Origin of the sequence: Streptomyces djakartensis, from assembly GCF_014651075.1 — a bacterium.
GTDB classification, from domain to species: Bacteria; Actinomycetota; Actinomycetes; order Streptomycetales; family Streptomycetaceae; genus Streptomyces; species Streptomyces djakartensis.
In genome coordinates, this window is sequence record NZ_BMWE01000018.1 from 31834 (window position 1) to 57653 (window position 25820).

The 25820-nt window shown below is 70.9% G+C and carries 18 protein-coding genes; 8 read left to right on the forward strand and 10 right to left on the reverse strand.

Annotation, left to right across the window (positions count from 1 at the left end; translation table 11 throughout):
• Nucleotides 1–19: 19 nt before the first annotated feature.
• The gene (locus IE212_RS26715) at nucleotides 20–454 is read right to left on the reverse strand and encodes a hypothetical protein (RefSeq protein ID WP_190200517.1); all 435 of its coding nucleotides are present in this window, start codon (nucleotides 452–454) and stop codon (nucleotides 20–22) included.
• A gap of 147 nt (nucleotides 455–601) precedes the next feature.
• On the opposite strand from IE212_RS26715, the gene IE212_RS26720 reads away from it, so the two are divergent.
• The 3 genes from IE212_RS26720 to IE212_RS26730 all read left to right on the forward strand — a co-directional run bounded on the left by IE212_RS26720 (nucleotide 602) and on the right by IE212_RS26730 (nucleotide 3924).
• A complete protein-coding gene (locus IE212_RS26720; RefSeq protein ID WP_190200518.1) occupies nucleotides 602–1129 on the forward strand; it encodes a tetratricopeptide repeat protein in 528 nt (175 codons plus the stop codon).
• Between the two features lie 46 nt (nucleotides 1130–1175).
• On the forward strand, nucleotides 1176–3140 hold the full coding sequence (locus IE212_RS26725) for a hypothetical protein (RefSeq protein ID WP_190200519.1): 1965 nt from the start codon (nucleotides 1176–1178) through the stop codon (nucleotides 3138–3140).
• Nucleotides 3141–3234: 94 nt separating this feature from the next.
• Nucleotides 3235–3924 (forward strand): TetR/AcrR family transcriptional regulator, encoded by a 690-nt coding sequence (locus tag IE212_RS26730; protein WP_190200520.1) that lies wholly within the window; start codon nucleotides 3235–3237, stop codon nucleotides 3922–3924.
• Nucleotides 3925–3959: 35 nt separating this feature from the next.
• On the opposite strand, the gene IE212_RS26735 is transcribed toward IE212_RS26730, so the two are convergent.
• From IE212_RS26735 to IE212_RS26765, 7 genes are all read right to left on the reverse strand, one after another.
• Nucleotides 3960–4319, reverse strand: coding sequence for a 5-carboxymethyl-2-hydroxymuconate Delta-isomerase (locus tag IE212_RS26735; RefSeq protein WP_190200521.1), 360 nt, complete (start codon nucleotides 4317–4319; stop codon nucleotides 3960–3962).
• A gap of 111 nt (nucleotides 4320–4430) precedes the next feature.
• On the reverse strand, nucleotides 4431–9830 hold the full coding sequence (pulA, locus tag IE212_RS26740) for a pullulanase-type alpha-1,6-glucosidase (protein WP_190200522.1): 5400 nt from the start codon (nucleotides 9828–9830) through the stop codon (nucleotides 4431–4433).
• 135 nt (nucleotides 9831–9965) lie between these two features.
• Nucleotides 9966–11339: an alpha-amylase gene (locus IE212_RS26745; protein ID WP_190200523.1), complete on the reverse strand. Its 1374-nt coding sequence runs from the start codon at nucleotides 11337–11339 to the stop codon at nucleotides 9966–9968.
• 118 nt (nucleotides 11340–11457) lie between these two features.
• On the reverse strand, nucleotides 11458–13233 hold the full coding sequence (locus IE212_RS26750; protein ID WP_373301432.1) for a glycoside hydrolase family 13 protein: 1776 nt from the start codon (nucleotides 13231–13233) through the stop codon (nucleotides 11458–11460).
• Nucleotides 13234–13372: 139 nt separating this feature from the next.
• Complete coding sequence (locus IE212_RS26755) at nucleotides 13373–14290, reverse strand: sugar ABC transporter permease (RefSeq protein ID WP_190200524.1); 918 nt, start codon at nucleotides 14288–14290, stop codon at nucleotides 13373–13375.
• A 16-nt stretch (nucleotides 14291–14306) separates the two neighbouring features.
• Entirely contained in the window at nucleotides 14307–15311 is a 1005-nt protein-coding gene (locus IE212_RS26760) for a carbohydrate ABC transporter permease (RefSeq protein WP_190200525.1), read from the reverse strand.
• 116 nt (nucleotides 15312–15427) lie between these two features.
• A complete protein-coding gene (locus IE212_RS26765; protein WP_190200526.1) occupies nucleotides 15428–16696 on the reverse strand; it encodes an extracellular solute-binding protein in 1269 nt (422 codons plus the stop codon).
• Between the two features lie 390 nt (nucleotides 16697–17086).
• Here IE212_RS26765 and IE212_RS26770 point away from each other — a divergent pair, with 390 nt between their 5' ends.
• Both IE212_RS26770 and IE212_RS26775 read left to right on the forward strand, forming a co-directional pair.
• Complete coding sequence (locus IE212_RS26770; RefSeq protein WP_268250800.1) at nucleotides 17087–18121, forward strand: LacI family DNA-binding transcriptional regulator; 1035 nt, start codon at nucleotides 17087–17089, stop codon at nucleotides 18119–18121.
• A gap of 115 nt (nucleotides 18122–18236) precedes the next feature.
• Complete coding sequence (locus tag IE212_RS26775; protein WP_190200528.1) at nucleotides 18237–19142, forward strand: phosphatase PAP2 family protein; 906 nt, start codon at nucleotides 18237–18239, stop codon at nucleotides 19140–19142.
• An 11-nt stretch (nucleotides 19143–19153) separates the two neighbouring features.
• On the opposite strand, the gene IE212_RS26780 is transcribed toward IE212_RS26775, so the two are convergent.
• The gene (locus tag IE212_RS26780; protein WP_190200529.1) at nucleotides 19154–22162 is read right to left on the reverse strand and encodes a bifunctional [glutamine synthetase] adenylyltransferase/[glutamine synthetase]-adenylyl-L-tyrosine phosphorylase; all 3009 of its coding nucleotides are present in this window, start codon (nucleotides 22160–22162) and stop codon (nucleotides 19154–19156) included.
• Nucleotides 22163–22310: 148 nt separating this feature from the next.
• Between IE212_RS26780 and IE212_RS26785 the strand changes: the two genes are divergently transcribed.
• The 3 genes from IE212_RS26785 to IE212_RS26795 all read left to right on the forward strand — a co-directional run bounded on the left by IE212_RS26785 (nucleotide 22311) and on the right by IE212_RS26795 (nucleotide 24002).
• A complete protein-coding gene (locus IE212_RS26785) occupies nucleotides 22311–22823 on the forward strand; it encodes a pyridoxamine 5'-phosphate oxidase family protein (protein WP_190200530.1) in 513 nt (170 codons plus the stop codon).
• 22 nt (nucleotides 22824–22845) lie between these two features.
• Nucleotides 22846–23295: a VOC family protein gene (locus IE212_RS26790; protein WP_190200531.1), complete on the forward strand. Its 450-nt coding sequence runs from the start codon at nucleotides 22846–22848 to the stop codon at nucleotides 23293–23295.
• An 80-nt stretch (nucleotides 23296–23375) separates the two neighbouring features.
• The gene (locus IE212_RS26795) at nucleotides 23376–24002 is read left to right on the forward strand and encodes a VOC family protein (RefSeq protein WP_190200532.1); all 627 of its coding nucleotides are present in this window, start codon (nucleotides 23376–23378) and stop codon (nucleotides 24000–24002) included.
• Between the two features lie 18 nt (nucleotides 24003–24020).
• Here IE212_RS26795 and IE212_RS26800 read toward each other — a convergent pair whose 3' ends face one another.
• Entirely contained in the window at nucleotides 24021–25775 is a 1755-nt protein-coding gene (locus tag IE212_RS26800; protein WP_190200533.1) for an NAD+ synthase, read from the reverse strand.
• Nucleotides 25776–25820 lie beyond the last annotated feature (45 nt).

Here is a 25820-nt window from a genome sequence, read left to right on the forward strand (position 1 = left end):
TGCTTCCGGACCCGTGCGGTCAGCCGTGGTGGCTTCCGCTCTTGTTGTGGCTGCCACCGGGGTTCATGTGCTCGGACCCCTCCTCCATGGTCCCGCCGAGCGTGCTCTGGAGCGCCGTGACCGTCTTCTCCTCGCCCACGGCGACCCACTTGCGGCCGACGAGGTAGTAGCCGCCGTAGTCCTTGGCGCTGTTCAGCCACTCACGCTGGCCGCGGTCGGTGGCGAAGGTCGCGAGAACGTACTTCTCCTTGCCCTTCTTGCAGATGGCCTGGCGGATGGTGTCGGCGTCGGTCTGCATGTTCGGCTTGCACTTCGCCTCGGCGGCGATGTGCTCCAGGCTGCCGGTCACCTCCTTGGGGACGGCCGCCTCGTCCTTGCCGCCGGATCCGCAGCCGGCCAGCGCCAGTATCGCCACCGCGCCGCTCAGCGCGAGCATCGGTCGGGTCACCCTCATCTGTTCCTCCGGTCCTCGTCACGGCACGGTCCGGACGCATGCCGCACGGAGCCCCGGCGCGAGGCTCCTCGTCTTCGATACGGCTGCGGGGCGCGCGGTGCTCAAAATCCCGTGTCCCGGTGGGCACGTCCGTGCGAGGGTGGCCCGGTGAACCAGGACTGGGAAGAGCGAGTGGCCGCCCTGTGGGCCCGCTTCGACGACTACGCCGAGGAAGAGGAGGGCGAGGCCCGCTTCCGCGCCGAGGTCGACGCCCTCGTGGCCGAACTGCCGGAGGGCAGCCCGCTCGGCGTGTTCGAGCAGGCCTGCGCCTGGGACTCGACGGGGCGCTCGGACAACGCGGTCCCGCTGTACCAGGAGGCGCTGAAGCGCGGACTCGCCGACGTGAGCGCCTACAAGACCCGGCGGACGAAGATCCAGCTGGCCAGCTCCCTGCGGAACATCGGCCGGGCGGAGGAGGGCATCGCGCTGCTGACGCCCGAGCTGGACGCCCCTTCCGACGAGCTGGACGACCCCGTACGCGCGACGCTCGCGCTGTGCCTGTCCAGCGCCGGCCGCGACCGGGAGGCACTGTCGCTTGCCCTGGGTGCCCTGGCCCCGCACCTGCCGCGCTACCAGCGGTCGATGGCGAACTACGCCCGGCTGCTGGTGGAGCCCGAGGAGCCACCGGAGGGCTGACGTCCGTGGTCAGTGACCATCCCTGGATTCGCTCGTTCTGCTGAACGTGCAGTCACAGGATGTCGCCCAGCGCCCCGCGCCCCCCTCCCCCGCCGCCCAGGTCGTCGACGTCGAGCAGGCCGAGGCCGCGCTCGTCGAGCACTATCCGCGGCTCGTGCGGCTCGCCTACCTGGTGCTGGCGCCGGGCATGGGCCGCAGCAGGCGCGTCCTGACCGCACACGCCCTCACTCAGCGGGCCCTGCCCCGCGGCAGCCGCAGCCCCGCCCCGGTGATCCCCGCTCAGAATGGGGGTGCCCCCTGCTCGAGCGGAGTCGAGAGCTTGGGGGAGGGACGTGACGGCGATCCCGGGTACGCCCTGGTCCGTCTCGAGGTGCTGCGTAGGGCGCTGGAGGCGGGGCTGCCGCTGAAGCTCAAGCCGTGGCCCAAGAGGTCCCAGTTGCCGCCGCTGCTGCCGCAGGTGTGGGGACTGAAGCTGTTCCCGAGATCCGGCGGCGCCGACGAACTCGCCCTGGACCAGCGGCTGTCCACCTTGTCCGGCCCCGCCCGGGCCGCTTACGCGCTGCGCGGTCTGGAGCGGCTGGAGGACGACGCAGTCAGGGAGGTTCTCACGGCCGCGGGCGTCGCCGACGCGGACGGCGCGCTGCTCGAGGCCGGTGGGATCCCCGACCAGTTCGGGCTGCTGGACTCCCCCGAGTTCGACCCCTGCTCGCTCCAGGCCCGCCCCACCGACCTGATGCGGCGCCGCCGTCATCTGAAGGCGGCGCTGGCCGCCGGCGTGGCCCTGCTGGTGTCCGGGGCGCTGTTCGGTCTGCCCGGCGGGGGCTGGGAGCCCGACGACGCCGTGGCTCCCCCTTACGCGCGGAACCCGGCCGCCCAGGCCGCCCTGGACCCGGCGAAGCTGACCAGGGTCTCCCCCGCCGGGTGGCGGAACTCGGCACGCACCGACTTCTCCGTGTGGCCGGCCCGCGGCGGCCTCACCGGCGACATGGCGCTGCTGCGCCGCGCCCTGGCCGTCTGGGCCCGCCCGGGCGGGACGGTGAGGGTGTCGGCGACGCCCGGTACGCCGACCGGCGGCCCGGCCGGGCCGCCCCAGCTGCTGTTCGCGGGGAGGGTCGACGCGGCCCGGGTGGTGATCCTCTACGACGGCCTGCGCATCGCCCGGTACGCCGAACCGACGGACGGCACGGAGGGGGCCGCGCTCGACTTCGCCCGGGTCGACGGCGCCGACCGGGCCGGGGCGAGCGCGGTGGTCCTCGGCCGGACCGACGGCAACGTCCGTTACCTGACCGCCCCCTGGGTGAAGAAGGCGGGCGAGCGGGACCTGATGAAGCCGGGCTCCGGCGCGATGGATCTCGCCCTCGCCGAGGGTGTCACGGCGCCGCTGGCCGGCCCGGACCTGCGGCCCGGTGCGTGCACCTCGTGGAACGTGCTGCAGCTGACCGACGGTACGGGCAAGCGGCTGCTGACCGACCTCGGCGAACTGGTGCCGGCCCGGCTCACCACGGGGCGGCCCGGTTCCCCCCGCGAGGCGTCCGGCGCCGAGGCGCTGCGCACCTGGCAGCCGTTCGCCTGCTCGCTGGCCACTTTGCGCTCCGCGGGCGTGCGCAGCGTCAACGCCTGGACGTTCAACGAACAGCCGCTGCCGGACGCGAGCGGTTCGGCGGCGTGGGTGTGCACCCGGGCCGAGACCTGGCGGGGTGGTGGGGCGCGGGTGCTGGCGCAGTTCCACACGCCGGGCGGGAGGTACGGGGCGGTGGCGGCGAAGGCGGAGAACGTGCCGGCGTGCTCAGCGCGCGACCCGCAGGTGCTGGCGGGTGTGTGGTGGAAGTCGGAGGCGGGCGACTGGTATCTGCTGGCCGCCGGCAGCCGCCGGACGGCGTCGGTCCGGGCGTCGGGCGGGGTCAGCGGGTCGGCGCGCGGCAGCCTGCTGACCGTGCCGGCCGAGCGAGGGGTCCGGGCCGAGCTGAAGGGCACGCTGAAGAACGGGCGTTCGGTCGGCGGACTGCACTGACGGTCGGTTCGTACGCCCGCCCGGTGGACGCGGGTGAACGTCCATGACCGATCCGGGCCCGTTCGCGGCTGGAATCGATCGGTAAGGTGTTCGCATGACTACCGGGGTTCGCCGCAGATTGGGAGTCGAGGAGCGTCGGCAGCAGTTGATCGGCGTCGCCCTCGAACTGTTCAGCCGCCGCTCGCCCGACGAGGTCTCGATCGACGAGATAGCGTCGGCCGCGGGCATCTCACGCCCGCTGGTCTACCACTACTTTCCCGGCAAACTCAGCCTGTACGAGGCCGCGTTGCAGCGGGCCTCGGACGATCTCGCGGCCCGTTTCGTGGAGCCCCATGAGGGCCCCCTGGGTGCGCGGCTGCTGCGCGTGATGCACCGCTTCTTCGACTTCGTGGACGAGCACGGGCCCGGTTTCTCCGCCCTGATGCGCGGTGGGCCCGCGGTTGGCTCGTCTGCGACCAACGCGCTCATCGACTCCGTGCGGCAGGCCGCGTATGTCCAGATCCTTTCGCACCTGGGCGTGACCGATCCGTCCGCGCGTCTGGAACTGGTCGTCCGTTCCTGGATCTCGCTCGCCGAGTCGACGGCGCTGATCTGGCTGGACGGCCGGCGCATCCCGCGTGAGGAGCTGGAGCCCCAGCTCGTCAACGACTTCGCCGCGCTCGCCGCGGTCAGCGCCACCTACGACGAGGAGATCGCCGCGCTGCTGCGCCGCATCGTCGAGGCGGAGCCGGCCGACGGCCCGTTCGCCCACTTGGCCGGCCGGCTGACCGCACTGGCGGCCTGAGCCGGCACCGCGTCCAGTGCCGGGGCAGGCAACGCTCACCAGCTTTCGAACTTGCGGTAGGACGCGTCCAGGTCGCGCACTTCGGCGGAGGCGTGCAGCACCAGCCCCTCGGCGACCTCGAGGTGGGCCCGCAGCAGCTCGAGCGCTGCCTCGGTGAGCCGGGCCTTCGTCTCGTCGGTGCGGCCGGGAAGCAGGGCGATGTGGACGTGCACATGGGCGTGTCCGTCGGTCTCCGGGCCGACCACGATGTCCTCGGTCCGGCGGAACCGCGTCTTGCAGGCCGGTGGCTTGGCGGCAGCGATGCCGACCGTCGCCTCGTGCAGCGCCTTGGCGAATCCGGGCCGGTCGAAACCGTCACCGAGACCGGCGGAGTAGTCGACGGTGATCTGCGGCATCAGTGCTCCTGTTCCGGGCGGCCAACGGGCTCACCCTAGCCGCAGCGCCGAGGGCGGGGAGATGCGGTCCGTGGACGGTCCGCTTCTCCCCGCCCGGCGGGGCTGGTACGGCTAACGGGCGGTGAAGACCGCCACCGTGCGCCCCGGGACGGCGAACGTGCCGGATTCCGCCGCGTAGGAGGACGAGCGGACGGTGGGGTCCGCCCCCGCCGTCTGCACCGGGTGCAGGCGGTAGCCGGTGCCGGCGAGCGCGGGGACGCGCTGTTCCCGCCGGTCGGGCGTGGCGTTGAAGACGACGACGAGGTCACCGAGCCGCATGGTGATCACGCCGGGTGTCTCGTTCTCGCCGGACAGCGGGAAGGAGAGCCTGGACTGCACCTGCCCGGCCGTGGAGAGCGAGAAGTCCTTCTCGGTCGTACGGATCCGCAGCAGGTCGCGGTAGGCGGCGGAGGCTTGCTCGATCTGCTCGCAGCCCACCCTGACCTTGCTCAGCAGGGGTCTGGCGTACGGCCACTTGCCGGCGTTGTCGGCGGCCATGGGCAGTCCGCGGCCGAAGCCGTTGCCGTCCGCGCAGTTCCAGTGGACGGCGTTGAACCAGTCGCCGCTGTCGTAGGAGTTGCGGTCGAGGGACTTGGAGCGCAGCAGGTCGCTGCCCGCCTGGGAGAGCGCCGGGCCCTGGGAGAGCGTGGCGGTCGCCATGGCGAGGACCTGCATCCGGGCCCGGTCGGCCGCGCTCGTCGTCGCGGGCAGTTTGAAGGCGAGGGCGTCGAAGAGGGACTCGTTGTCGTGCGCGTCGGCGTAGGCGAGGGCGTCGCCGGGGGCGGCGGCGTAACCGGCGGGTGCGCCGTTGTAGTCGACCTCGGAGCCCTTGACCTCCTTGCCGCCGGTGCCGGTGAACCGGTAGTCGGCGAGGTTGCCCGAGAGGCCGACCTTGATGAGGTCCTGGTAGTGCAGCAGGCGGGCCTTCTGTTCGGCCGGAGTGCCGTTGTGCTCGGAGGAGTTGGGTTCGGTGTACAGGCCGGAGGCGAAGCCCTGGACGCCGGGGTCCTCGTCGAAGGGGCCGCCGCCGCGCACGGCGTCGCGGGCCCGGTCGGAGAAGGTGGCGATGCCGGTGCCGGCCATGTTCTTCTGCGTGGCCTGGACGAACCGGGCGTCGTCGGCGACCTCGCCGAAGTTCCAGCCCTCGCCGTACAGGATGATCTTCTTGCCGTCGACGCCGTCCTTCTCCGGTGTGAGCGCGTCGAGGGCCTCGCGGACCGCGAGGATGTTGGCCTTCGGGTGGTGGCCCATGAGGTCGAAGCGGAAGCCGTCGACCTTGTACTCCCGGGCCCAGGTGACGATCGAGTCGACGACCAGCTTGCCCATCATGGCGTTCTCGGTGGCGGTGCCCGCACAGCAGGTGCTGTTCGCGACCGAGCCGTCGGCGAGGAGTCGCTGGTAGTAGCCGGGCACGATCCGGTCGAGGACGCTGGTGCGCTCCTGGCCGCTCGCCGCGGTGTGGTTGTAGACGACGTCCATCACGACCCGCAGGCCGTCCTCGTTGAGTGCCTTGACCATCTCGCGGAACTCGACGGTACGGGCGGTGCCGTCCGGGTCGGTGGCGTAGGAGCCTTCGGGGACCGTGTAGTGGTACGGGTCGTAGCCCCAGTTGTAGGCGTCCTTCGCGGCGATCTTCCCGACGCACTCCTGCTGCTTGTCGGAGTCGGCCGGGTAGGCGGCGAGGTCGCAGTCGACCTTCGCCTGGTCGGCCTTGCGTTCCGGGATGGTGGCGATGTCGAAGGCGGGCAGGAGGTGGACGTACGAGGTGCCGGCCTTCGCCAGCTCGCGCAGGTGCCGGGAGCCGTCGCTGTCCTTGTCGGCGAAGGCGAGGTAGGTGCCGGGGTGCTTCGCCGTGCGGTCCTCGACGGAGAAGTCCCGGATGTGCAGCTCCTGGATCTGGGCGTCCCGGAGGGGCACGGCCTTCGGCTTCGCCAGGGCGGCCCAGCCGCGGGGCTTCAGGGCCTTGTCGCGCAGGTCGACGACGAGGCCGCGCTCGGAGTCGGCGGTGAGGGCGAGGGCGTAGGGGTCGGTGACCTTGTTGGTGACGACCTCGCCGGCGCTGGGCGCCCAGACCTTGACGACGTACCGGTAGGGCTTGCCCTTCCAGGACTTCGGGCCGGTGACGGACCAGACGCCGGTGGTGTCGTCGCGCCGCATCGGCACGGTGGTGTCACCGATCTCCAGTGAGACGTGCCGCGCGGTCGGCGCCCACACGGACAGGGTGGGGCGGCCGTGGGAGAACACCGGCCCCAGAGCGGTCCTGGTGGCGCCGGAGTACAGGTCGTCGAGGACACCGGCGATCTGGACGCCGGTCGCCGCGAGCACGGCCCCGCCGGCGGCGCGCTGCGTGGCGACGACCTGGCCGCGCAGGGCCTGGCGGACCCGGTCGCGGTCGCGTGGGTCGACGGTCCAGGCGTCGTACTCCTTCAGGTGCGGGAACCTGGCCTGCTGGGCGTCGCTGAGTTCGGTCCTCGACAGCCGCAGCCACCTGGCGGCACCGGTGAGGACGCCGTCCTTCACCGCGATCGAGCCGTCGCGGGCGTAGAGCAGCTGGGTGGAGGCGGCGGCGTCGGAGCCGTTCCAGGCGAGCGTGTTCCGGTCGATCCAGACCGCCTTGGAGGTGGTCGGGTCGAGCGCGCCCGAGGCGCCCGCGGGCTGCGGGAGCAGGTACTTCTCCTGCCCGCTCAACAGCCACACCTCGTGGCCGTGCGCGCGGAGGTCGAGCGACTGGTCGGCGGGCAGGTCCTTCGCGTCGCCCTTGTGGAGGATGTAGCTGAGGCTGGTGGCACCGTCGGTGAGCGGTACCTCGAAGACCGCACCATAGGTATCAGTCTTGACCGGCTTCAGGGGGTTCGACCACTCGGTGGGGTTCGCGGCGCCCGTCCAGACGTGCAGGCCCCAGCCGTCGTATTCGCCGTCGGCCCGGTGGTAGTGCAGGACGGCCTTGGTCTTGTCGGGCGCCGGGGAGTCGGGGCGCTCGGTGGTGACGGTCTCCTTGCCCTGCTCGATCCAGATCTCGCCGGTCCTGGTGACGTCGATGGTGCGGTCCGCGGCGACGTCCTTGGTGCCGTCCTTGTCGACGACGAGGAAGCCGACGGTCGAGGCGCCGGGCTTCAGCTTGACGTAGGCGAAGGCGCCGTAGGCGTCACGGCCGGTGAAGGGGTGGCCGGCGGGCCATGGGGTGGCCTCGCCGTCGGCCAGGTCGCCCCAGGCGTACAGGCCCCAGTCGGCGTAGTCGCCGTCGGTGCGCTTGTAGTGGACGATCGCGTAGTCGCGGGAGGAGGCGGAGGGCGGCTCCTCGGTGGGCGGGGTGCCGGTGGTGGAGGCGGCCAGGGCGCTCGCGGTGCGGCCCGCCGAGTCGATCACGACCGCCTTGTAACGCAGGGCGGTGCCGGGCGGTACGTCGGTGCCGATGGTCTGGGTGACCTTGTAGGGGGCGTGGTCGGCGGAGCCGAGGGTCCGCCACTTTCCGCCTCCGACCTGGGCGGCGAAGACGACCCGGTTGAGCTGCCCGCCCCTCACGTCGGCGGTGAGCTCGACGGTGCCGGTCGCGCCGCTCGCCGGGGCCTTCAGGGTGATGACCGGCATCATGACGGGGACGGCGGGCCTGCCGGTCGCCTTGAGCACGATCGCCGAGCCGGCCGGGACGGTGACGGTGAGCTTCCTGTCCCGGTCGCTCTTCACGGAGGCGCCGGTGCCGTAGAGGCCCTTGAAGGTCATGCCCGCCGAGCCGGTCGGGAACGTCGCCGTCTTCTTCTGCGCCGCGTTGTTGAAGGCGACGACGTACTCGGTGCCGGTGTGCGCGTCGGTGCGGGAGAAGGCGTACACGCCCGGGCCGTCGGCCGCGTACCGCTGCTGCTGGACGCCGTCGGTGAGGGCCGGGTTCGCCTTGCGGAGCTCGGCGAGAGCACTGATCCGGCGGTAGAGCGGCGCTCTGGTGTCGTAGGCGTCCTCGGCGTGGGTGTCATCGGTGCCGATCCGGTCGTCGTCGAGGTAGTCGGGGGTGCGCGAGGCGAACATGGTCTGGCGGGCGTCCTTGTCGCCGCCCGCCCCGGCGAAGCCCTGTTCGTCGCCGTAGTAGACGACGGGGTTGCCGCGGCTGAGGAACATCAGCTCGTTGGCGAGCCTGTCCTTGGCGAGGAGCTGGGCGTCGGTGGCCTTGGGGTTGTCCTGCTCGATGAAGTGGCCGATGCGGCCCATGTCGTGGTTGCCGAGGAAGGTGACCTGCTCGTAGGCGTTGGCCTTGCCGGTCGTGTACTTGTAGTCGTCGCCGAAGACACCCGCGAGCTTCTGCGCGCTGCCGCCCTGCGAGGCGTACTGGCGGGCCGCCTCCTGGAACGGGAAGTCGAGCGTGGCGTCGAGGCGGCCCCGGGTGACGTACGGGGAGGTGACGTTCGTGTCGGCCGAGTACACCTCGCCGAACATGAAGAAGTCGTCGCGCCCCTGCCGGGCGGCGTAGGCGTCGAGGGCGGTGGCCCACTGCGTCCAGAACTCCATGTTGACGTGCTTCACGGTGTCGATCCGGAAGCCGTCGACGTCGAAGTCCCGCACCCAGCGCTGGTAGATCCTCTCCATGCCCCGTACGACCTCGGGCCGCTCGGTCCACAGGTCGTCGAGCCCGGAGAAGTCGCCGTGGGTGGAACTCTCACCGGCGAAGGTGGAGTCGCCGCGGTTGTGGTACATCGTCGGGTCGTTGAGCCACGACGGGACCTTGAGGTTCTTCTTCGCGGCGGGAACGGCCGGTGTGCGCGGGAAGGAGTCGCGGTCGACCTCGGGGAAGTCCCGCCGCCCGTCGGCGTAGTCGGCGTCGTCGAACGGCACGCCGTCCTTCGTCAGGTAGGGGAACGCCCCCTTGGAGAGGTAGTCGTACGACTTCTCCTCATAGTCGACGACGTCCGCCGTGTGGTTGGTGATGACGTCGAAGAACACCTTCATGCCCTTGGCGTGGGCCTTGTCGATGAGGGTCTCGAGGTCCTTGTTGGTGCCGAAGTGCGGGTCGACGTGGGTGAAGTCGGTGATCCAGTACCCGTGGTAGCCGGCGGAGGCGTTCGCCCCGGTCCCCTGCACGGGCTGGTTCCTGAAGATCGGGGCCATCCAGAGGGCGGTGGTGCCCAGGCCCTTGATGTAGTCGAGTTTCCTGGTCAGGCCCTTGAGGTCGCCGCCCTGGTAGAAGCCCTTGTCGGTGGGGTCGTAGCCGGTGGCGAGGCGGGATCCGGTCAGGCCGCCCTTGTCGTTGCGGCGGTCGCCGTTGGCGAAACGATCCGGCAGGACGAAGTAGAACTGCTCTCGGGTGGCGTCGTGGCGGGCGGGCTCGGCGGCGAGCTTCGCGTCGGACGGAGGCGCCGGCGGGGTGGCGGCCCCCGCGGCGAGCGGCTGGACGAGCGCTGCGGCCAGTGCGGTCGCGGTGACCGCAGCGACCCGTCCGGCATGGGCGGTTGGGCGCCTTGCGGGCGCACGCCATCTCGGTATCACTGACGTGGACTCCTTGCGATTGCGGCTCTCGGGTCCGACCCCGCGCGACCGTATCGCTGCCGAAACGCTTGCAGCAAGAGTCCTGAAACAGTTGGAAAGAACTTTCAACGAACCGAGTTGGCCCGCCTCACACCTCTAGCAACCGGACTTGCCCGCCTGGATCGCCAGGGCCGTGTTCGAGCCCAGGGTGGCCGTGAGCCGCCCGCCGGAGTCCACCGTCACCGTCCTGTTGCTCTGCACGTCGCAGTACGTCCCCGCCGCGAGCGACGTCTGGTAGGTCCGGGTCAGGGAGCCGGACTCGTGGTTGATGGCCACGAAGCCCTTGCCGCCCCGGCCGAAGGCGATGGCGTCGCCGCCGTTGTCCCACCAGTCGGTGACGGCCTGGCCGCGCGTGGCGTTGCGGAAGGCGACCATGGACTTGATCTCCGGCCAGTTGTGCTGGCACTTCCAGCCGTCCCGCCAGCAGGCGTCGACCTGGCCCCCGCCCGGCGGGCCGGCGTCGGGGTCGGTGAACTCGTAGCCGGAGTTGATGTCCGGGGCGCCGTAGGGCCAGGCCAGCATGAAGACGTTGGCCAGGGTGTAGGTGGCGTTGTCCTTGTAGCTCAGCGTGGAGCCGTTGCGCTCGGTGTCGTGGTTGTCGACGAAGACGCCCGCGACGCCGCTGTTCAGGTAGCCCCAGCCCTCGCCGTAGTTCCTCAGGTAGGCGAGGTTCTCGCTGTTGAAGACCCGCTTGAGGTCGTAGGCGTAGCGGAACTCCTGGACGTCGCCGTTGCCCGTGTACTCGGTGGGCTGGACGGCTTCTCCGCTGCCCTGGATGACCTCCTGCTTCCAGTACGCCGACGGATCGCTCAGCCGGGACTTGATGCCGGCGAGGTCGGCGGCGTCCATGTGCTTGGCCGCGTCGATGCGGAAGCCGTCGACGCCGAGGGAGAGCAGGTCGTTCATGTACCCGGCGATCGCGCCGCGGACGTAGTTCTCGCCGGTGTCGAGGTCGGCGAGCCCGACCAGTTCGCAGTGCTGGACGTTCCACCGGTCCCGGTAGTCGCCGATCCGGCCGGTGCAGTCGTCGAAGTCGTACGGGGAGTACAGGCCCGGGTAGGTGTACTTGCTGTAGGACGAGCCCCCGGTGCCGGTGCCGCTGCCCGCCGACATGTGGTTGACGACGGTGTCGACGACGACCTTCACACCGGCCGCGTGGCAGGTGTCCACCATGTTCCGGAAGGCCGCGCGGTCGCCGAGCCGGCCGGCGATCTTGTAGCTGACGGGCTGGTACGAGGTCCACCACTGCGGGCCCGGTATGTGCTCGGCGGGCGGTGAGACCTGGACGAAGCCGTATCCGGCGGGCCCGAGGGTGTTCGCGCACTCGCGGGCGACGGAGGCGTACTTCCACTCGAAGAGGACGGCGGTGACGTCCTTGGTGCCAGGTGGGGAGGCCTGGGCGTTAGTCGGGTTCATGACAATCACAGCCGCGGCGAGCGCCACGGCGGCGGAGAGATGTCTGCGTGCCATGTGGGGCTTCCTTCGTCGTTGAAGGTTCTTGCTGCAAGGTTCAGCAACCTTGCGGTCACGCAGATGGTAGAGGCCCGCCACCCGAAAGGGCAGCGGGCCGTACGAGATTCAAAGGAAATCAGGCGGTGACCACGGTGGTCCACCACACCGTGGTGTCGGCGGGCACCTTCGCCTCGTCGTCCACGTGGACGATCTCCCCGCTCGCGACCAGCAGCCGGCCGTACGCCGGCATCGCCACCGACTCGCCGGTGGTGTTCGCCACGCACACGAACTCCCCGCGCCGGAAGGCCAGCACTCCCTCCGGCGCCCGCAGCCACTCCACGGACGAACCGGCGCCGAGGTCGCGCTGCTCACGGCGCACCGCGAGCGCGGCCCGGTACAGCTCCAGCGTCGAGCCCGGCACGCCGGTCTGCGCCTCGACGCTCAGCTCGCCCCATCCCTCCGGCTGCGGAAGCCAGCTGCCGCCCTCTCCGAAGCCGTACGACGATCCGGTCCGGGTCCATGGGATCGGCACCCGGCACCCGTCACGGAAGCCGTCCTGGCCCGCACCCCGGAAGTACGCCGGGTCCTGACGCACCTCGTCGGGCAGGTCGACGACGTCGGGCAGGCCGAGCTCCTCGCCCTGGTAGATGTACGCCGACCCGGGCAGGGCCAGCATCAGCAAGGTCGCGGCCCGGGCCCGGCGCAGCCCCAGTTCCCGGTCGCCGGCCAGGCGGATCTGGGTACCGAGGCCGGGCGGGTTGGCGAAGCGGGTGGCGTGCCGGGTCACGTCGTGGTTGGACAGCACCCAGGTGGCGGGAGCGCCGACGGGGCGCATGGCCTCCAGGGTGCGGTCGATGACCTCGCGCATCTCCTCGGCGTCCCAGTGGGTGCTCAGGTACTGGAAGTTGAAGGCCTGGTGCAGCTCGTCCGGGCGGACGTAGTGGGCGGTGCGCTCGATGGTCGGCGTCCACGCCTCGGCCACGAAGATCCGCCCTCCCGTCTCCCACCACCGCCCTTCTGACGAAGGCCCTTCGGGCCCCTTCCTTTCGGCGTACTCGTCGAGGATGAGCCGCCACTGCCGGTAGATCTCGTGCACGCCCTCCTGGTCGAAGAACGGCATGACATCGTTGCCCAGCAGCTTCACCTGGTCGTGGGATCCAAGGTCGGGCAGCCCCTCCGCCTTCACCAGACCGTGGGCGACGTCGATGCGGAAGCCGTCGACGCCCATGTCCAGCCAGAAGCGCAGGATGGAGCGGAACTCGTCGCCGACCGCTGGGTGCTCCCAGTTGAAGTCGGGCTGCTCCGGGGCGAAGAGGTGCAGGTACCACTCACCGGGTGTGCCGTCGGGTTCGGTGACCCGGGTCCAGGCCGGACCGCCGAAGATCGACTCCCAGTCGTTGGGCGGCAGCTCGCCGTTCGCGCCCTTGCCGGGCCGGAAGTGGTAGCGCTCCCGGAGCGGAGACCCGGGGCCCTCGGCTACGGCCCTCCTGAACCACTCGTGCTGGTCGGAGGAGTGGTTGGGCACGAGGTCGACGATGATGCGCAGACCGAGCCGGTGGGCGTCGCGGATCAGCGCGTCGGCGTCCAGGAGGTTGCCGAACATGGGGTCGACGGCCCGGTAGTCGGCCACGTCATAACCCGCGTCGGCCTGCGGCGAGGCGTAGAAGGGGCTGAGCCACACGGCGTCCACGCCGAGGTCGCGCAGGTACGGCAGGCGGGTGCGGACACCCTCCAGGTCGCCCATGCCGTCGCCGTTGCTGTCGGCGAAGCTGCGCGGGTACACCTGGTAGATCACCGCGTCCCGCCACCAGTCGCCACGCTTGGCGACGGCCACTGCGGACGCGGGGGTGGGGACAGGTGCGGCTGAGTGCTGGCTCATGTCGTCCTTGATGCGTAACAGGATGTCGGTCATGGGAAGCGTGGGTGGGCCCGGGCGGCCGCGGCACAGCGGGGTCGGATGGGCACCACGGCCGCCCTACCGCGCCCCCACAGGGGCGCGGGGAACTGCGCGACCGGCCACGACGGCGCCGCGGCCGGCCCACGAGCAAACGTCACCCCTTGGTACCGCCCGCGGTGAGCCCGGTCACCAGGTTCTTCTGCACGAGGTAGAAGAACAGGGCGGCCGGTATCGCGATCAGCACAGCCGTCGCGGCCATCAGGTTGCGCTGCGCGTCGTGCTCGCTCACGAAGGTCTGCAGACCGACGGCGAAGGTGTACTTGTCGTCGCTCAGCATGAAGGTCGAGGCGAACGCGACCTCACCGAAGGCCGTGAGGAAGCTGTAGAACGCCGCGACCGCGAGGCCCGGCTTGGCCAGCGGCAGGATCAGCCGCGCGAACGTGCCGAACGGGGTCAGTCCGTCGACGCGCCCGGCCTCGTCGATCTCGAACGGGATGGTGTCGAAATAGCCCTTCATCAGCCAGGCACAGTACGGCACGATCGTGGTGCAGTTGACAAGGATGAGACCAAGGTAGCTGTCGATGAGCTGCAGATCCGAGAGAATCTGGTACATCGGCACGATCAGTACTGCAATCGGGAACATCTGGGTGACCAGCAGGACCCACATCAGCTTCCGGTAGCCGGGGAACCGCATGCGGGAGACGGCGTAACCGGTGGACGCGGCGACGACGACACCGATGAGCGTGGTGCCCAGCACCACCACCAGCGTGCTCGTCAGCCAGTCGAAGAAGCCGGTGTCCTGCAGAACGAACGCGTAGTTGTCGAGCGTCATCCTGCCCCAGATGCGCCCGGGGTGGAGGTAGTCGTCCTTGTCCGGGCCGAGGGACAGGAACACCAGCCAGGCGACCGGGAAGAGCGCGATCAGGCTCGCGCCGATCAGCACGGCGTGCGAGGCGAGGGAGGCGGCACGGCTGCGCTCGCCGCGGCCTCGGACCTTGCGCGGGCGATCGGCGGGGCGCCGCCGGGTGACCTCGGCGGAGGTCTCGACTGCGGTCGTACTCGTCGTACTCATTTTCGAAACTCCTGCCTCAGATCGCGAGCTGCTGCTCGTTGCGGTTCAGCCAGCGGCGGTAGAAGGAGGTGAAGACGATCAGGATGGACAGGAGCAGGATCCCGTAGGCCGCGGACTGGGCGTAGTCGCGCGGCTGCTGCCCGAAGCCCAGCTGGTAGGCCCAGGTCACGAGGATCTGCGCGTCGGGGGCGGTGTTGCCGAACAGCAGGAAGACGATGGGGAACTGGTTGAACGTCCAGATGACGCCGAGCAGCACGACGGTGGTGCTGACGGACCTGAGGCCGGGCAGGGTGACGTACCGGAAGCGCTGCCAGGCATTGGCGCCGTCCATCTCGGAGGCCTCGTACAGGCTCGCGTCGATCGACTGCAGTCCGCCGAGCAGCGAGACCATCATGAACGGCACACCGCACCAGGTGTTGACCATGATCGCGGAGAACCGCTGCCAGAAGGTGTCCTCCAGCCACAGCGGCGTCGGCAGCCCCAGCAGGTCGAGGCCGCCGTTGATGACGCCGCCGTCGGCGAGCATGAACCGCCAGCCGAAGACGGTGACGAAGGTGGGCACCGCCCAGGGCAGCACCAGGATCATCCGGTAGAGGGTGCGGCCGCGCAGCTTCTGGTCGAGGAGCAGGGCGAGACCGAGGCCGATGCCGTAGTGCAGGGCGACGCAGGCCGCCGTCCAGAAGATCGTCCAGAGGAAGTGCGACCAGAAGCGGTCGTACGCCGTGGGGCCCCACAGGATGTCGGCGTAGTTGTCCAGGCCGATGAACCTGTAGGTGGCGTCGATGTGGTTGACGCCGATGGTGCGGGCGCTGTTGAGGCTGTTGGCGTCGGTGAGGGTGAGGTACAGGCCGTACGCCAGCGGGTACAGCACGAGGACCCCGAGGACGATCGCCACCGGGGCGATCATCGCGTAGGCGTACCAGTGCTTGCGGAAGCCGTTCTTCAGCCGCTGGGCCGGCCCGGGCCGTGGTGCCCGCTCACCGCGCCGCTTGCCGGTCGCTCGGTCGATGGCGACTGTCATGGTTCGACACCTTCTGGAAGTTCAAGGAGTTCAGGAGGGCTGCCCGGGCAAGGGCGCAGGCCGGTGGCCGCCGGGTCCCCTCCCCCATGACCGGGGACCCGGCGGCCACACGGTGGTCACTTGCTGTAGTCCGGCACCAGCTTGGCGATGGCGGTCTCGGCGTTGCCGAGGCCCTTGTCCAGGGACTCCTTGCCGCCCGCGATCTTGATCAGCTCGTCGTCCAGCGGGGTCCACAGGGAGCTGTACTCGGGCAGCGCCGGGCGCGGCCGGGCGGCGGACAGCACGCCCTGGTAGCCGGCGATGCCCGGGTCGGCCTTGACCTCCGCCGTGTAGGCGTCCTCGCGGGTGGGGAGCGTGGAGTTCTTCAGCGCGATGGTCTCCTGCGCCTTCGCCGAGGTCATGAAGTTGACGAACTTCAGCGCGGCCTTCTGGTGGGCGGAGTCGGAGCCGGCGTAGACGGAGAGGTTGTGGCCGCCGGTCGGGGCGCCCGCCTTGCCGGTGGAGCCGGCCGGGACGGTGGCGATGCCGAGGTTGCCCTTGTCCTTGAAGGCGGAGCCCTTGTAGAAGTTGGTGATCTCCCACGGGCCCTGGATGATCGAGGCGACCTTGCCGCTGACGAACGCCTCCTGGATGTGGGCGTAGGCGTCGGCGGTGGTGTCGGCCTTGTGCAGGCCCTTGCCCTTGAAGAGGCTCTGCCAGGTGCCGTAGGCCTTCTTGGCCTCCGGCGAGGTGACGGTGATCTTCTTGGCGTCGACGTCGACGGTGTCGGCGCCCTCGCCGTAGAGGAAGGACTGGGCGTAGTAGGCCTGGGTGGAGCCCCAGTAGCCGTCGACGCCGGTCTTGTCCTTGATGGTGGCGGCGGCCTTCTTCAGGTCGTCCCAGGTCTTGGGTGCCTCGACGCCGGCCTTCTTGAACAGTTCCTTGTTGTAGACGAGGGCGAGGGTGTCCGTGGTGAAGGGGACGCCGTAGGTCTTGCCCTCGTACTTGGCCTGCTCGATCAGGCTGGGCTGGAACCTGTCCTGCTCGGCGAGGGCCTCGGTGTCGTCCAGCGGCAGGAAGAAGCCCTTCTTGGCGAAGGCCGGGGTCCAGCCGACCTCGGAGCGCAGCACGTCGGGAGCGCCCTTGGAGCCGGCGGCGGTGTCGAACTTGTTCTGCGCCTGGTCGAAGGGGACGTTGACGTAGTTGACCTTGACGTCCTTGTTGGCGGCCTCGAACTCCTTGACGAGGGCCTGGTAGGTCGGCGCCTCGTTGGTGGCGTTGGAGGTGTCCCACCAGGTGATGGTGACCGGACCGTCGGCCTTGTCGCCGCTGTCGCTTCCGCCGCACGCCGTCGCCGCCAGGGCGAGGGACGCCACCAGCGCGGTGGCCGCTATGCCACGCCGCATGAGTTCTCCTTGAGGGTGAAGCCCGTTTCGTGCTGCCGACTGCGCCGTTGGCCGCCGGGCGTCGGTGAGATTAGCCGCGCTTGAAGGAGTTGCGAAAGACCTTGCAGCAAAAAGTTGCAAGAGGTGCGGATGGTTATCCCGCCGTGACCTCCCGCTGGGCCGCTGTGACCCCGGATTTCAGGCGTTCAGCGGGGAGTGGGGCACCTGTGCAAGACTCTGCAAGCACTTGCTATCCGTTTCCGCCGGGGGAATCATCCGTTGCGGACCGGACGCCGACACGAACTTCGAGGGACCGCGATGACCAAGCAACCCGCAGCGGGCCGTGCCACGGCGCGCGCCAGGCGTCCCGTCGGTACGCAAGCGGAACCCCGGCCGCTACAGTCCAGTGCTGTGACCACACGGCTTGCCGACATCGCCGCGCAGGCGGGGGTGAGCGAAGCGACCGTCAGCCGCGTCCTCAACGGGAAGCCCGGCGTCGCCGCCACCACCCGCGAGTCCGTGCTGGCCGCGCTCGACGTGCTGGGCTACGAGCGCCCGGTGCGGCTGCGGCAGCGCAGCGAGGGCCTGGTGGGCCTGATCACCCCGGAGCTTGAGAACCCGATCTTCCCGGCTCTGGCGCAGGTCATCGGCCAGGCGCTGACCCGGCAGGGCTACACGCCGGTGCTGGCCACTCAGACCCCGGGCGGCTCGACCGAGGACGAGCTGACCGAGATGCTCGTCGACCGCGGGGTCGCCGGCATCATCTACGTCTCCGGACTGCACGCGGACACCACCGCCGACATGCAGCGCTACGACCGGCTGCGCGCGCAGGGCGTGCCGTACGTGCTGGTCGACGGCTTCTCTCCGAAGGTGCAGGCGCCGTTCATCTCGCCCGACGACCGTGCCGCGATGAGTCTCGCGGTCACACACCTGGTGTCCCTGGGGCACACACGGATCGGTCTGGCCCTGGGGCCCAAGCGGTTCGTGCCGGTGCAGCGCAAGATCGAGGGGTTCGTGCGCGCCATGCAGGACCAGCTGGGTCTGGGCGCCGGGACCGTGGAGTCGGAGCTGGTCCAGCACTCCCTCTACACCCTGGAGGGCGGTCAGGCCGCGGCCGCGGCGCTGATCGAGAGGAACTGCACGGCCGTGGTGTGCGCCAGCGACATGATGGCGCTGGGCGCGATCCGGGCGGCCCGGCAGCACGGCCTGGACGTGCCGAAGGACATCTCCGTGGTCGGCTTCGACGACTCGCCGCTGATCGCCTTCACGGACCCGCCGCTGACGACGATCCGCAAGCCGGTCCCGGCGATGGGCCAGGCGGCCGTGCGCACACTGCTGGAGGAGATCGGCGGGACGCCCGCGCCCCACAGCGAGTTCGTGTTCATGCCGGAACTGGTGGTGCGCGGTTCGACCGCGTCGGCTCCCGGGGACCGCGTTCGCTCCTGAGGTCCGTCGCAGGTCCGTGGCCGGTCCGTGGCCTGATCCCGCCGCAGAACATGCGGCCCGCACCGGGCCGCGGGATGATCGGTGGGGAAGTCCTTTTCTGGCAGACTTTGCGCCTATGGGTAACTCGACCGTGACGACGCCGGAAGGCCGGGAATCGGCCCTTCCACAGCCGGTCGCGGCCGGGAACGGGCCGGGTCCGCTGCACCGGCTGCGCACCCCCCGCCGTCCCCGGTTCTGGTTCGAGATCCTGCTGATCGCGGTCAGTTACTGGACGTACTCGCTCGTGCGGAACGCCGTGCCCGAACAGAGGGCCGAGGCGCTGAGCAACGCCGACTGGATCTGGAAGGCCGAGCACTTCCTGGGCATCGCCGTCGAGGAGTCCGTCAACCAGGCCGTGAACTCGGTGACTTGGCTGATCATCGGCATGAACTACTACTACGCGACGCTCCACTTCGTGGTGACGCTGGGTGTCCTGGTGTGGCTGTACCGTCGCCATCCCGGCCGCTACGCGGCGACCCGCCTGGTGCTGTTCGCGACGACCGCCGTAGCCCTGGCCGGTTACTACCTGTATCCACTGGCGCCCCCGCGGCTGATGCACGGCGGCGACTTCATCGACACGGTCATGGTCCACCAGACCTGGGGCTCGATGGCGTCCGGCGACCTGAAGAACATGTCCAACCAGTACGCCGCGATGCCCTCGATGCACATCGGCTGGTCGGTCTGGTGCGGCCTGACGATCTTCGCCCTGTCGACGGTCCCCTGGGCGCGGGTGCTGGGCGTGCTGTACCCGGCGCTGACACTGGTGGTGATCGTCGCCACGGCCAACCACTTCTGGCTGGATGCCGTCGGTGGCATCCTGTGCCTGGCGTTCGGCTTCGCGGTGGCGAGGCTCTGGTACGGGAGGCAGCCGTACACCCTGCCGAAGGTGGTGCCTGCCCAGCGGCCGGGCCCGCCCGGGGCCGAGGACGAGCCGGGCGCCGGGGCCCGGGCAGAGGACGGGCAGCCGGCGGCGAGGGTCTGATCCCTCGCCTCCTACCGCTCGGTGATCCCGTAGAACAGCTCCTCCACGACGCCCCGCGCCCTGCGCGCCGTCCGCCGGTACGCGTCGAGCATGTCCCCGGCGTGGCCGGGGCCGTAGCCCAGGTACCGGCCCACGGCGGCCAGTTCGCGGGCCTCCGCCGGGAACGTGTCGGCGGCCCGGCCGCGCACCAGCATCACCGCGTTGCGGACGCGGGTCGCGAGGACCCAGGCCTCGTCCAGGGTGGCCGCGTCCTCGTCCGTGATGAGCCCGGCCGCCCGGGCGGCGGCCAGGGCCTGACGGGTCCGCGTGGTCCGCAGGCCCGGCTCGGCCGCGCCGTGCCGTAGTTGCAGCAGCTGCACGGTCCACTCCACGTCGGACAGACCGCCCGGCCCGAGCTTGGCGTGCAGCTTCGGGTCCGCGCCGCGCGGGAGCCGTTCGGACTCCATCCGGGCCTTCAGCCGCCGGATCTCGCGGACGGCCTCGTCGGCGAGCCCGTCCGCCGGGTAGCGCAGCGGGTCGACCAGCTCGATGAACCGGCGGCCGAGGTCCTCGTCCCCGGCGACCGGTTCCGCCCGCAGCAGCGCGTGCGACTCCCAGGTCATGGACCAGCGGCGGTAGTACGCCGCGTACGAGGTGAGGGTGCGCACGAGCGGCCCGGACTTGCCCTCGGGGCGCAGGTCGGCGTCGATGAGCAGGGGCGGGTCGGCACTGGGGAGCTGCAGCAGGCGGCGCATCTCGGAGACGACCTTGTTGGCCGCCTGGGAGGCCTCGCGCTCGTCGACGCCGTCGCGCGGCTCGTGCACGAACAGCACGTCCGCGTCGGAGCCGTAGCCCAGCTCGTGGCCGCCGAACCGGCCCATGCCGATGATCGCGAACCGGGTGGGCAGGCTGTCGCCCCAGCCGTCGCGCACGACCGCGCGGAGCGTGCCGGCGAGGGTCGCGGCCGTCAGGTCGGACACCGCGCCGCCGACCCGGTCGACCAGGGCGCCCTGGTCCGCCTCGGCGGGCTGCTCCTCGGTGCCGTAGGAGCCGACGATGTCGGCGGCGGCCGTACGGAACAGCTCGCGGCGACGCACCCCGCGGGCGGCGGTGACCGCCTGGGCGGCCCCGTCGGCCCGGCGGACCGCCGCGAGGATCTCCTGCTCCAGGTGGGCGCGGGACCGCGGTTCGAGACCACCGCCGTCCCCGTCGCCGAGCAGCGCCACCGCCTCCGGTGCGCGCAGCAGCAGGTCGGGGGCGAGCCGGCCGGCGGACAGGACCCGGGCGAGGTTCTCCGCGGCGGCGCCCTCGTCCCTCAGCAACCGCAGATACCAGGGCGTCTTGCCGAGGGCGTCCGAGACCTTGCGGAAGTTCAGCAGACCGGCGTCCGGGTCGGCCGAGTCGGCGAACCAGCCCAGCAGGACGGGGAGCAGGGTGCGCTGGATAGCGGCCTTGCGGGTGACGCCGGAGGCCAGTGCCTCCAGGTGGCGCAGGGCGGAGGCGGGGTCGGCGTAGCCGAGGGCGACCATCCGCTCCCGGGCCGCCTCGGCGCTGAGGCGGGCCTCGCCGGTGGCGAGCTGGGCGACCGCGTCGAGCAGCGGCCGGTAGAACAGCTTCTCGTGCAGCCGGCGCACCACGGTGGCGTGCCGCTTCCACTCGCGCAGCAGCTCGGCGACCGGGTCGGTGCGCAGCCCGAGGGAGCGGCCGATGCGGCGCAGCTCGGCCTCCTCCTCGGGCACGAGGTGGGTGCGGCGCAGCCGGAACAGCTGGATCCGGTGCTCCATGGAGCGCAGGAAGCGGTACGCCTCGTCGAGCTGCGCGGCGTCGGCCCGGCCCACGTAACCGCCGGCTGCCAGGGCCCCCAGCGCGTCCAGAGTCGTGCCGCTGCGCAGGGAGGTGTCGGTCCGGCCGTGCACCAGCTGGAGCAGCTGCACGGCGAACTCCACGTCCCTGAGGCCGCCCGGCCCCAGTTTCAGCTGGCGGTCGACCTCGGCGGCGGGGATGTTCTCCACGACCCGGCGGCGCATCTTCTGCACGTCGGGGACGAAGTTCTCGCGCTCGGCGGCCTTCCACACCAGGGGCTGGACCGCGGCCACGTACTCCTCGCCGAGCTCCAGGTCGCCGGCGACCGGACGGGCCTTGAGCAGGGCCTGGAACTCCCAGGTCTTGGCCCAGCGCTGGTAGTAGGCGAGGTGGCTGGAGAGGGTCCGCACCAGCGGGCCGTTCCTGCCCTCGGGCCGGAGGTTGGCGTCCACGGGCCAGATGGACCCCTCGACCGTCGTCTCCGAGCAGATCCGCATCAGGTGCGAGGCCAGCCGGGTCGCGGCGCGCAGGGCCTTGGTCTCGTCGGCCTCCTCGGCGGGCTCCGCCACGAAGATGACGTCCACGTCGGAGACGTAGTTGAGTTCGTGGCCGCCGCACTTGCCCATCGCGATGACCGCGAGCCGGCACAGGGCGTCGTCCTCGGGCGCGGCGGCCCGCGCGAGGCGGAGGGCGGCGCGCAGGGTGGCGGTGGCGAGGTCGGCGAGTTCGGCGGCGGACTCGGCGACGCCGGTGGTGCCGCACACGTCCCGGGCGGCGATGGACAGCAGGCAGCGCCGGTAGGCGACGCGCAGCGAGACGGGGTCGTCCGCCTCCGCGAGGCCGGCCTCGAACTCCTCCACGCCGGGGTGCAGGTCGTACGCCTCGTACATGACGAGCGCCTGCCAGTCCTCCGGGTGCCGGGTGAGGTGGTCGGCGAGGGCCGTGGAGGCGCCGAGCACACCGAGCAGCCGGTCGCGCAGCGGCTTGGACGAGATCAGCGTGTCGAGCAGTTCCCGGCGGGCGCCGGGGCCCGGCTGGGCCTCCAGCAGCCGGACGAGCCCGAGGAGCGCCAGATCCGGGTCGGCCGTCGCGCCCAGGGCGTCCAGCAGCACCGGGTCGTCGCGCAGCGGCACCAGCTCGGGACTGTCCAGGAGCCGCTCGGCGGCGGAGGCGTCGGTGAAGCCGTGCCGCAGCAGCCGTGTGAAGGTACTGCTCCTGCGCCCCGGCGCCGCCGTCATCCCGGGCCTCCCTCGGTCTCGCCTCGTGCTTTTCCCCGGATCAAGGTCTTTCGGCTTTGAGCCTAACCGCAGACCCGGGGCCGGGCTCCGATGAGTTCGGGGGACGGACGGGGTCTGCCCTGTGAAGCGAGAGGCCGGGAGGACACTCATGACCACCACGCACCCCGAGACCAGGCTCGACCGGCGGTACAGCGACGAGACAGCCACCGCGACCGACTGGGAGGACGCCGAGGCGCGGCTGAGGGCGGCGGAGCTGTTCTGGATCACGACGGTACGGCCGGACGGACGACCCCACGTCACCCCGCTTCCGGCGGTCTGGTCGCACGGCGCCCTGCACTTCTGCACGGGCCCGGAGGAACGCAAGGCGAGGAACCTCGCGGAGAACCCGCACGTCGTGCTGACCACCGGCACGAACACCTGGAACGCGGGCTACGACCTGGTGGTGGAGGGCCAGGCGGCCCGCGTGACCGACGAGGCCCGGCTACGGGAACTGGCCGCCGGGTGGGAGGCGAAGTACGGCGGCTTCTGGCACTTCGAGGTGCGGGACGGGTATTTCCACCACGGCGCGGGCCACGCGGTCGTCTACTCGGTGGCGCCACGCACCGTTTTCGGCTTCGGTAAGGGAGAGCCGTTCAGCCAGACGAGGTGGCGGTTCGCCTGACGCCGGACGAAGGAGTCTCGCCGTGGACATCACCCTGGAAGTCATCCCGCTGCCCGTGAGCGACATCGACCGGGCCCGGGACTTCTACCGGGACAAGGTCGGCTTCCACGTGGACATCGACCAGGAGGTGATACCCGGGATGCGGATCGTCCAGCTGACGCCGCCCGGCTCCGGCTGCTCGATCGCCCTCGGCCACTCGATCTGGGAGATGACCCCCGGACCCACCCCGGCCCCCGGCTCCTACCAGGGCCTGCAACTGTGCGTGTCCGACATCGAGGCGGCCCGCACGGAGTTCGTCGCGCGCGGGCTCGACGTCTCGGAGCCGGTCCAGTACGCCCCCAGCGACGGCGCCACCTTCATGCACTTCCAGGATCCGGACGGCAACGGCTGGGCGGTCCAGGAGTACCGGCGGCGGGCGAAGGAGCCGCTGCACGAGTTGCTGGCCGGTCTGAAGCGACAGCAGGAGGGCTGACCGCACCCGGCCGCGCCGTACCGGTCTACCGGTCAGGAATCGAGAAGCGGGGTCCCGGCGCCGCGATTAGCGTCGTTTCCATGACGTCCATCGCATGCGTCACCCTCGGGGTGACCGATCTCGCCGCCGCCGAACGCTTCTACACCACCGCCTTCGGCCTGGGCGGGCAGGTGCGCCTGCGGGCCTCGGAGGCACCGAGCACCGGGTTCCGCGGGTTCACCCTGTCCCTCGTGGTCTCCCAGCCCGCCGACGTCGACGCCCTCGTCGACGCGGCCGTGGCGGCCGGTGCCACGACCCTGAAGCCCGCCGCCAGGTCGCTGTGGGGCTACGGGGGCGTCGTACAGGCCCCGGACGGAACGATCTGGCAGATCGCGACGTCGTCGAAGAAGAACACCGGCCCCGCGTCGAAGCGTTTCGACGAGCTCGTCCTGCTGCTCGGCGTCAAGGACGTGAAGGCCGCCAAGCAGTTCTACGTCGAGCGCGGCCTCACCGTGGGCAAGAGCTTCGGCGGCAAGTACGTCGAGTTCGACTCCGGGTCGGCTCCCGTCAAACTGGCGCTGTACAAGCGCCGGGGCCTGGCCAAGGTCGCCGGCGTCTCCCCCGACGGCACCGGCTCCCACCGGCTCACGATCGGCGGCGACGCCGGGGCGTTCACGGACCCGGACGGGTTCGCCTGGGCACCGGCGTCGCAGACGGCGGACTTGTGAGATCCCGGGCGGGGTTCGTCAGAGCGACTCCCGCCAGCCGTTGGTGATCGGCAGCCGCCGGTCCTTGCCGAAGCCCTTCGCCGAGATCTTCGTGCCCGGCGGGTACTGCCGCCGCTTGTACTCCGCCGTGTCGACCATGCGCAGGGTCTTCGCGACCAGGGCGGGGTCGAAGCCGGCCGCGACGATCTCGTCGGCGCCCCGGTCCCGGTCGACGTACAGCTCCAGGATCGCGTCCAGCACCGGGTAGTCGGGGAGCGAGTCCGTGTCGACCTGGCCGGGGCGGAGTTCCGCGCTCGGGGGCTTGGTGATGGAGCTCTCCGGGATGGGCGGGGTCTGGCCGCGCTCCCGGGCGGCCCGGTTGCGCCACTCGGAGAGGCGGAAGACCGACGTCTTGTAGACGTCCTTGATGGGGCCGTACGCGCCGACCGAGTCGCCGTAGAGGGTCGAGTAGCCGACCGCCAGCTCCGACTTGTTGCCGGGCGCCAGCACGATGTGGCCCTCCTGGTTGGAGATGGCCATGAGCAGCGTGCCGCGCAGCCGGGACTGGAGGTTCTCCTCGGCGAGGCCGGACAGGCCCAGGGAGCCCATGTAGGCGTCGAACATCGGCTCGATCGGAACCGTGCGGTAGTTCAGGCCGGTGCGCCGGGCAAGTTCCGCCGCGTCGTCCTTCGAGTGGTCCGAGGAGTACTTCGACGGCATCGAGACGCCGTATACGTTCTGCGCGCCCACCGCGTCACAGGCGATCGCCGCGACCAGCGACGAGTCGATACCGCCCGACAGGCCGATCAGCACCGACTTGAAGCCGTTCTTCGCCACGTACGCCCTCAGGCCCACCACCAGCGCCGAGTAGACCTCCTCGTCGTCGTCCAGGCGGTCCGCGTAGCTGCCCGTGAACTCGGGCTCGTACGGCGCCAGGGGGTCCTCCGAGAGGATCACCCGGTCGATGCGCAGGCCGTCGTCCACCACGCCGGCCGGGGCGTCCGCCGAAGCCGCCGGCAGGTCCAGGTCCAGGACCACACTGCCCTCGGCGAACTGCGGCGCCCGCGCCACCACCTCGCCGTTGCTGTCGACCACGATCGAGTCGCCGTCGAAGACCAGTTCGTCCTGGCCGCCGATCATGGCCAGGTAGGCCGTCGTGCAGCCGGCCTCCTGGGCCCGCTTGCGGACCAGCTCCAGGCGCGTGTCGTCCTTGTCGCGCTCGTAGGGGGACGCGTTGATCGAGACCAGCAGGCCCGCCTGCGCCGAGCGGGCCGCCGGGACACGGCCACCGTCCTGCCAGAGGTCCTCGCAGATGGCCAGGGCGACATCCACGCCGTGGACCCGCAGCACCGGCATGCTGTCGCCGGGCACGAAGTAGCGGAACTCGTCGAAGACTCCGTAGTTCGGCAGGTGGTGCTTGGCGAAGCTCAGAACCACCTCGCCGCCGTACAGCACCGCCCCGGCGTTCTGCGGCGCGCCGGCCGGCTGACCGTACTTCGGCTGGGCGGTCGCCGAGCGGTCGAGATAGCCGACGATCACCGGCAGCTCGCCGAAGCCCTCCTCGGCCAGTCGGGCGGCCAGGCTCCGCAGCGCCACCCGGGAGGCCTCCACGAAGGACGACCTGAGGGCCAGGTCCTCGACGGGGTACCCGGTCAGCACCATCTCCGGGAACGCCACGAGGTGCGCTCCCTGCTCGGCGGAGTGCCGGGTCCAGCGGACGATCGACTCGGCGTTCCGGGCGAGGTCGCCGACGCTCGAGTCGATCTGGTTCAGGGCGAGACGAAGTTGAGGCACGCCGCCCAGTGTAATCGTCAGAGCGACGCAATGGGGTGGCCTGGG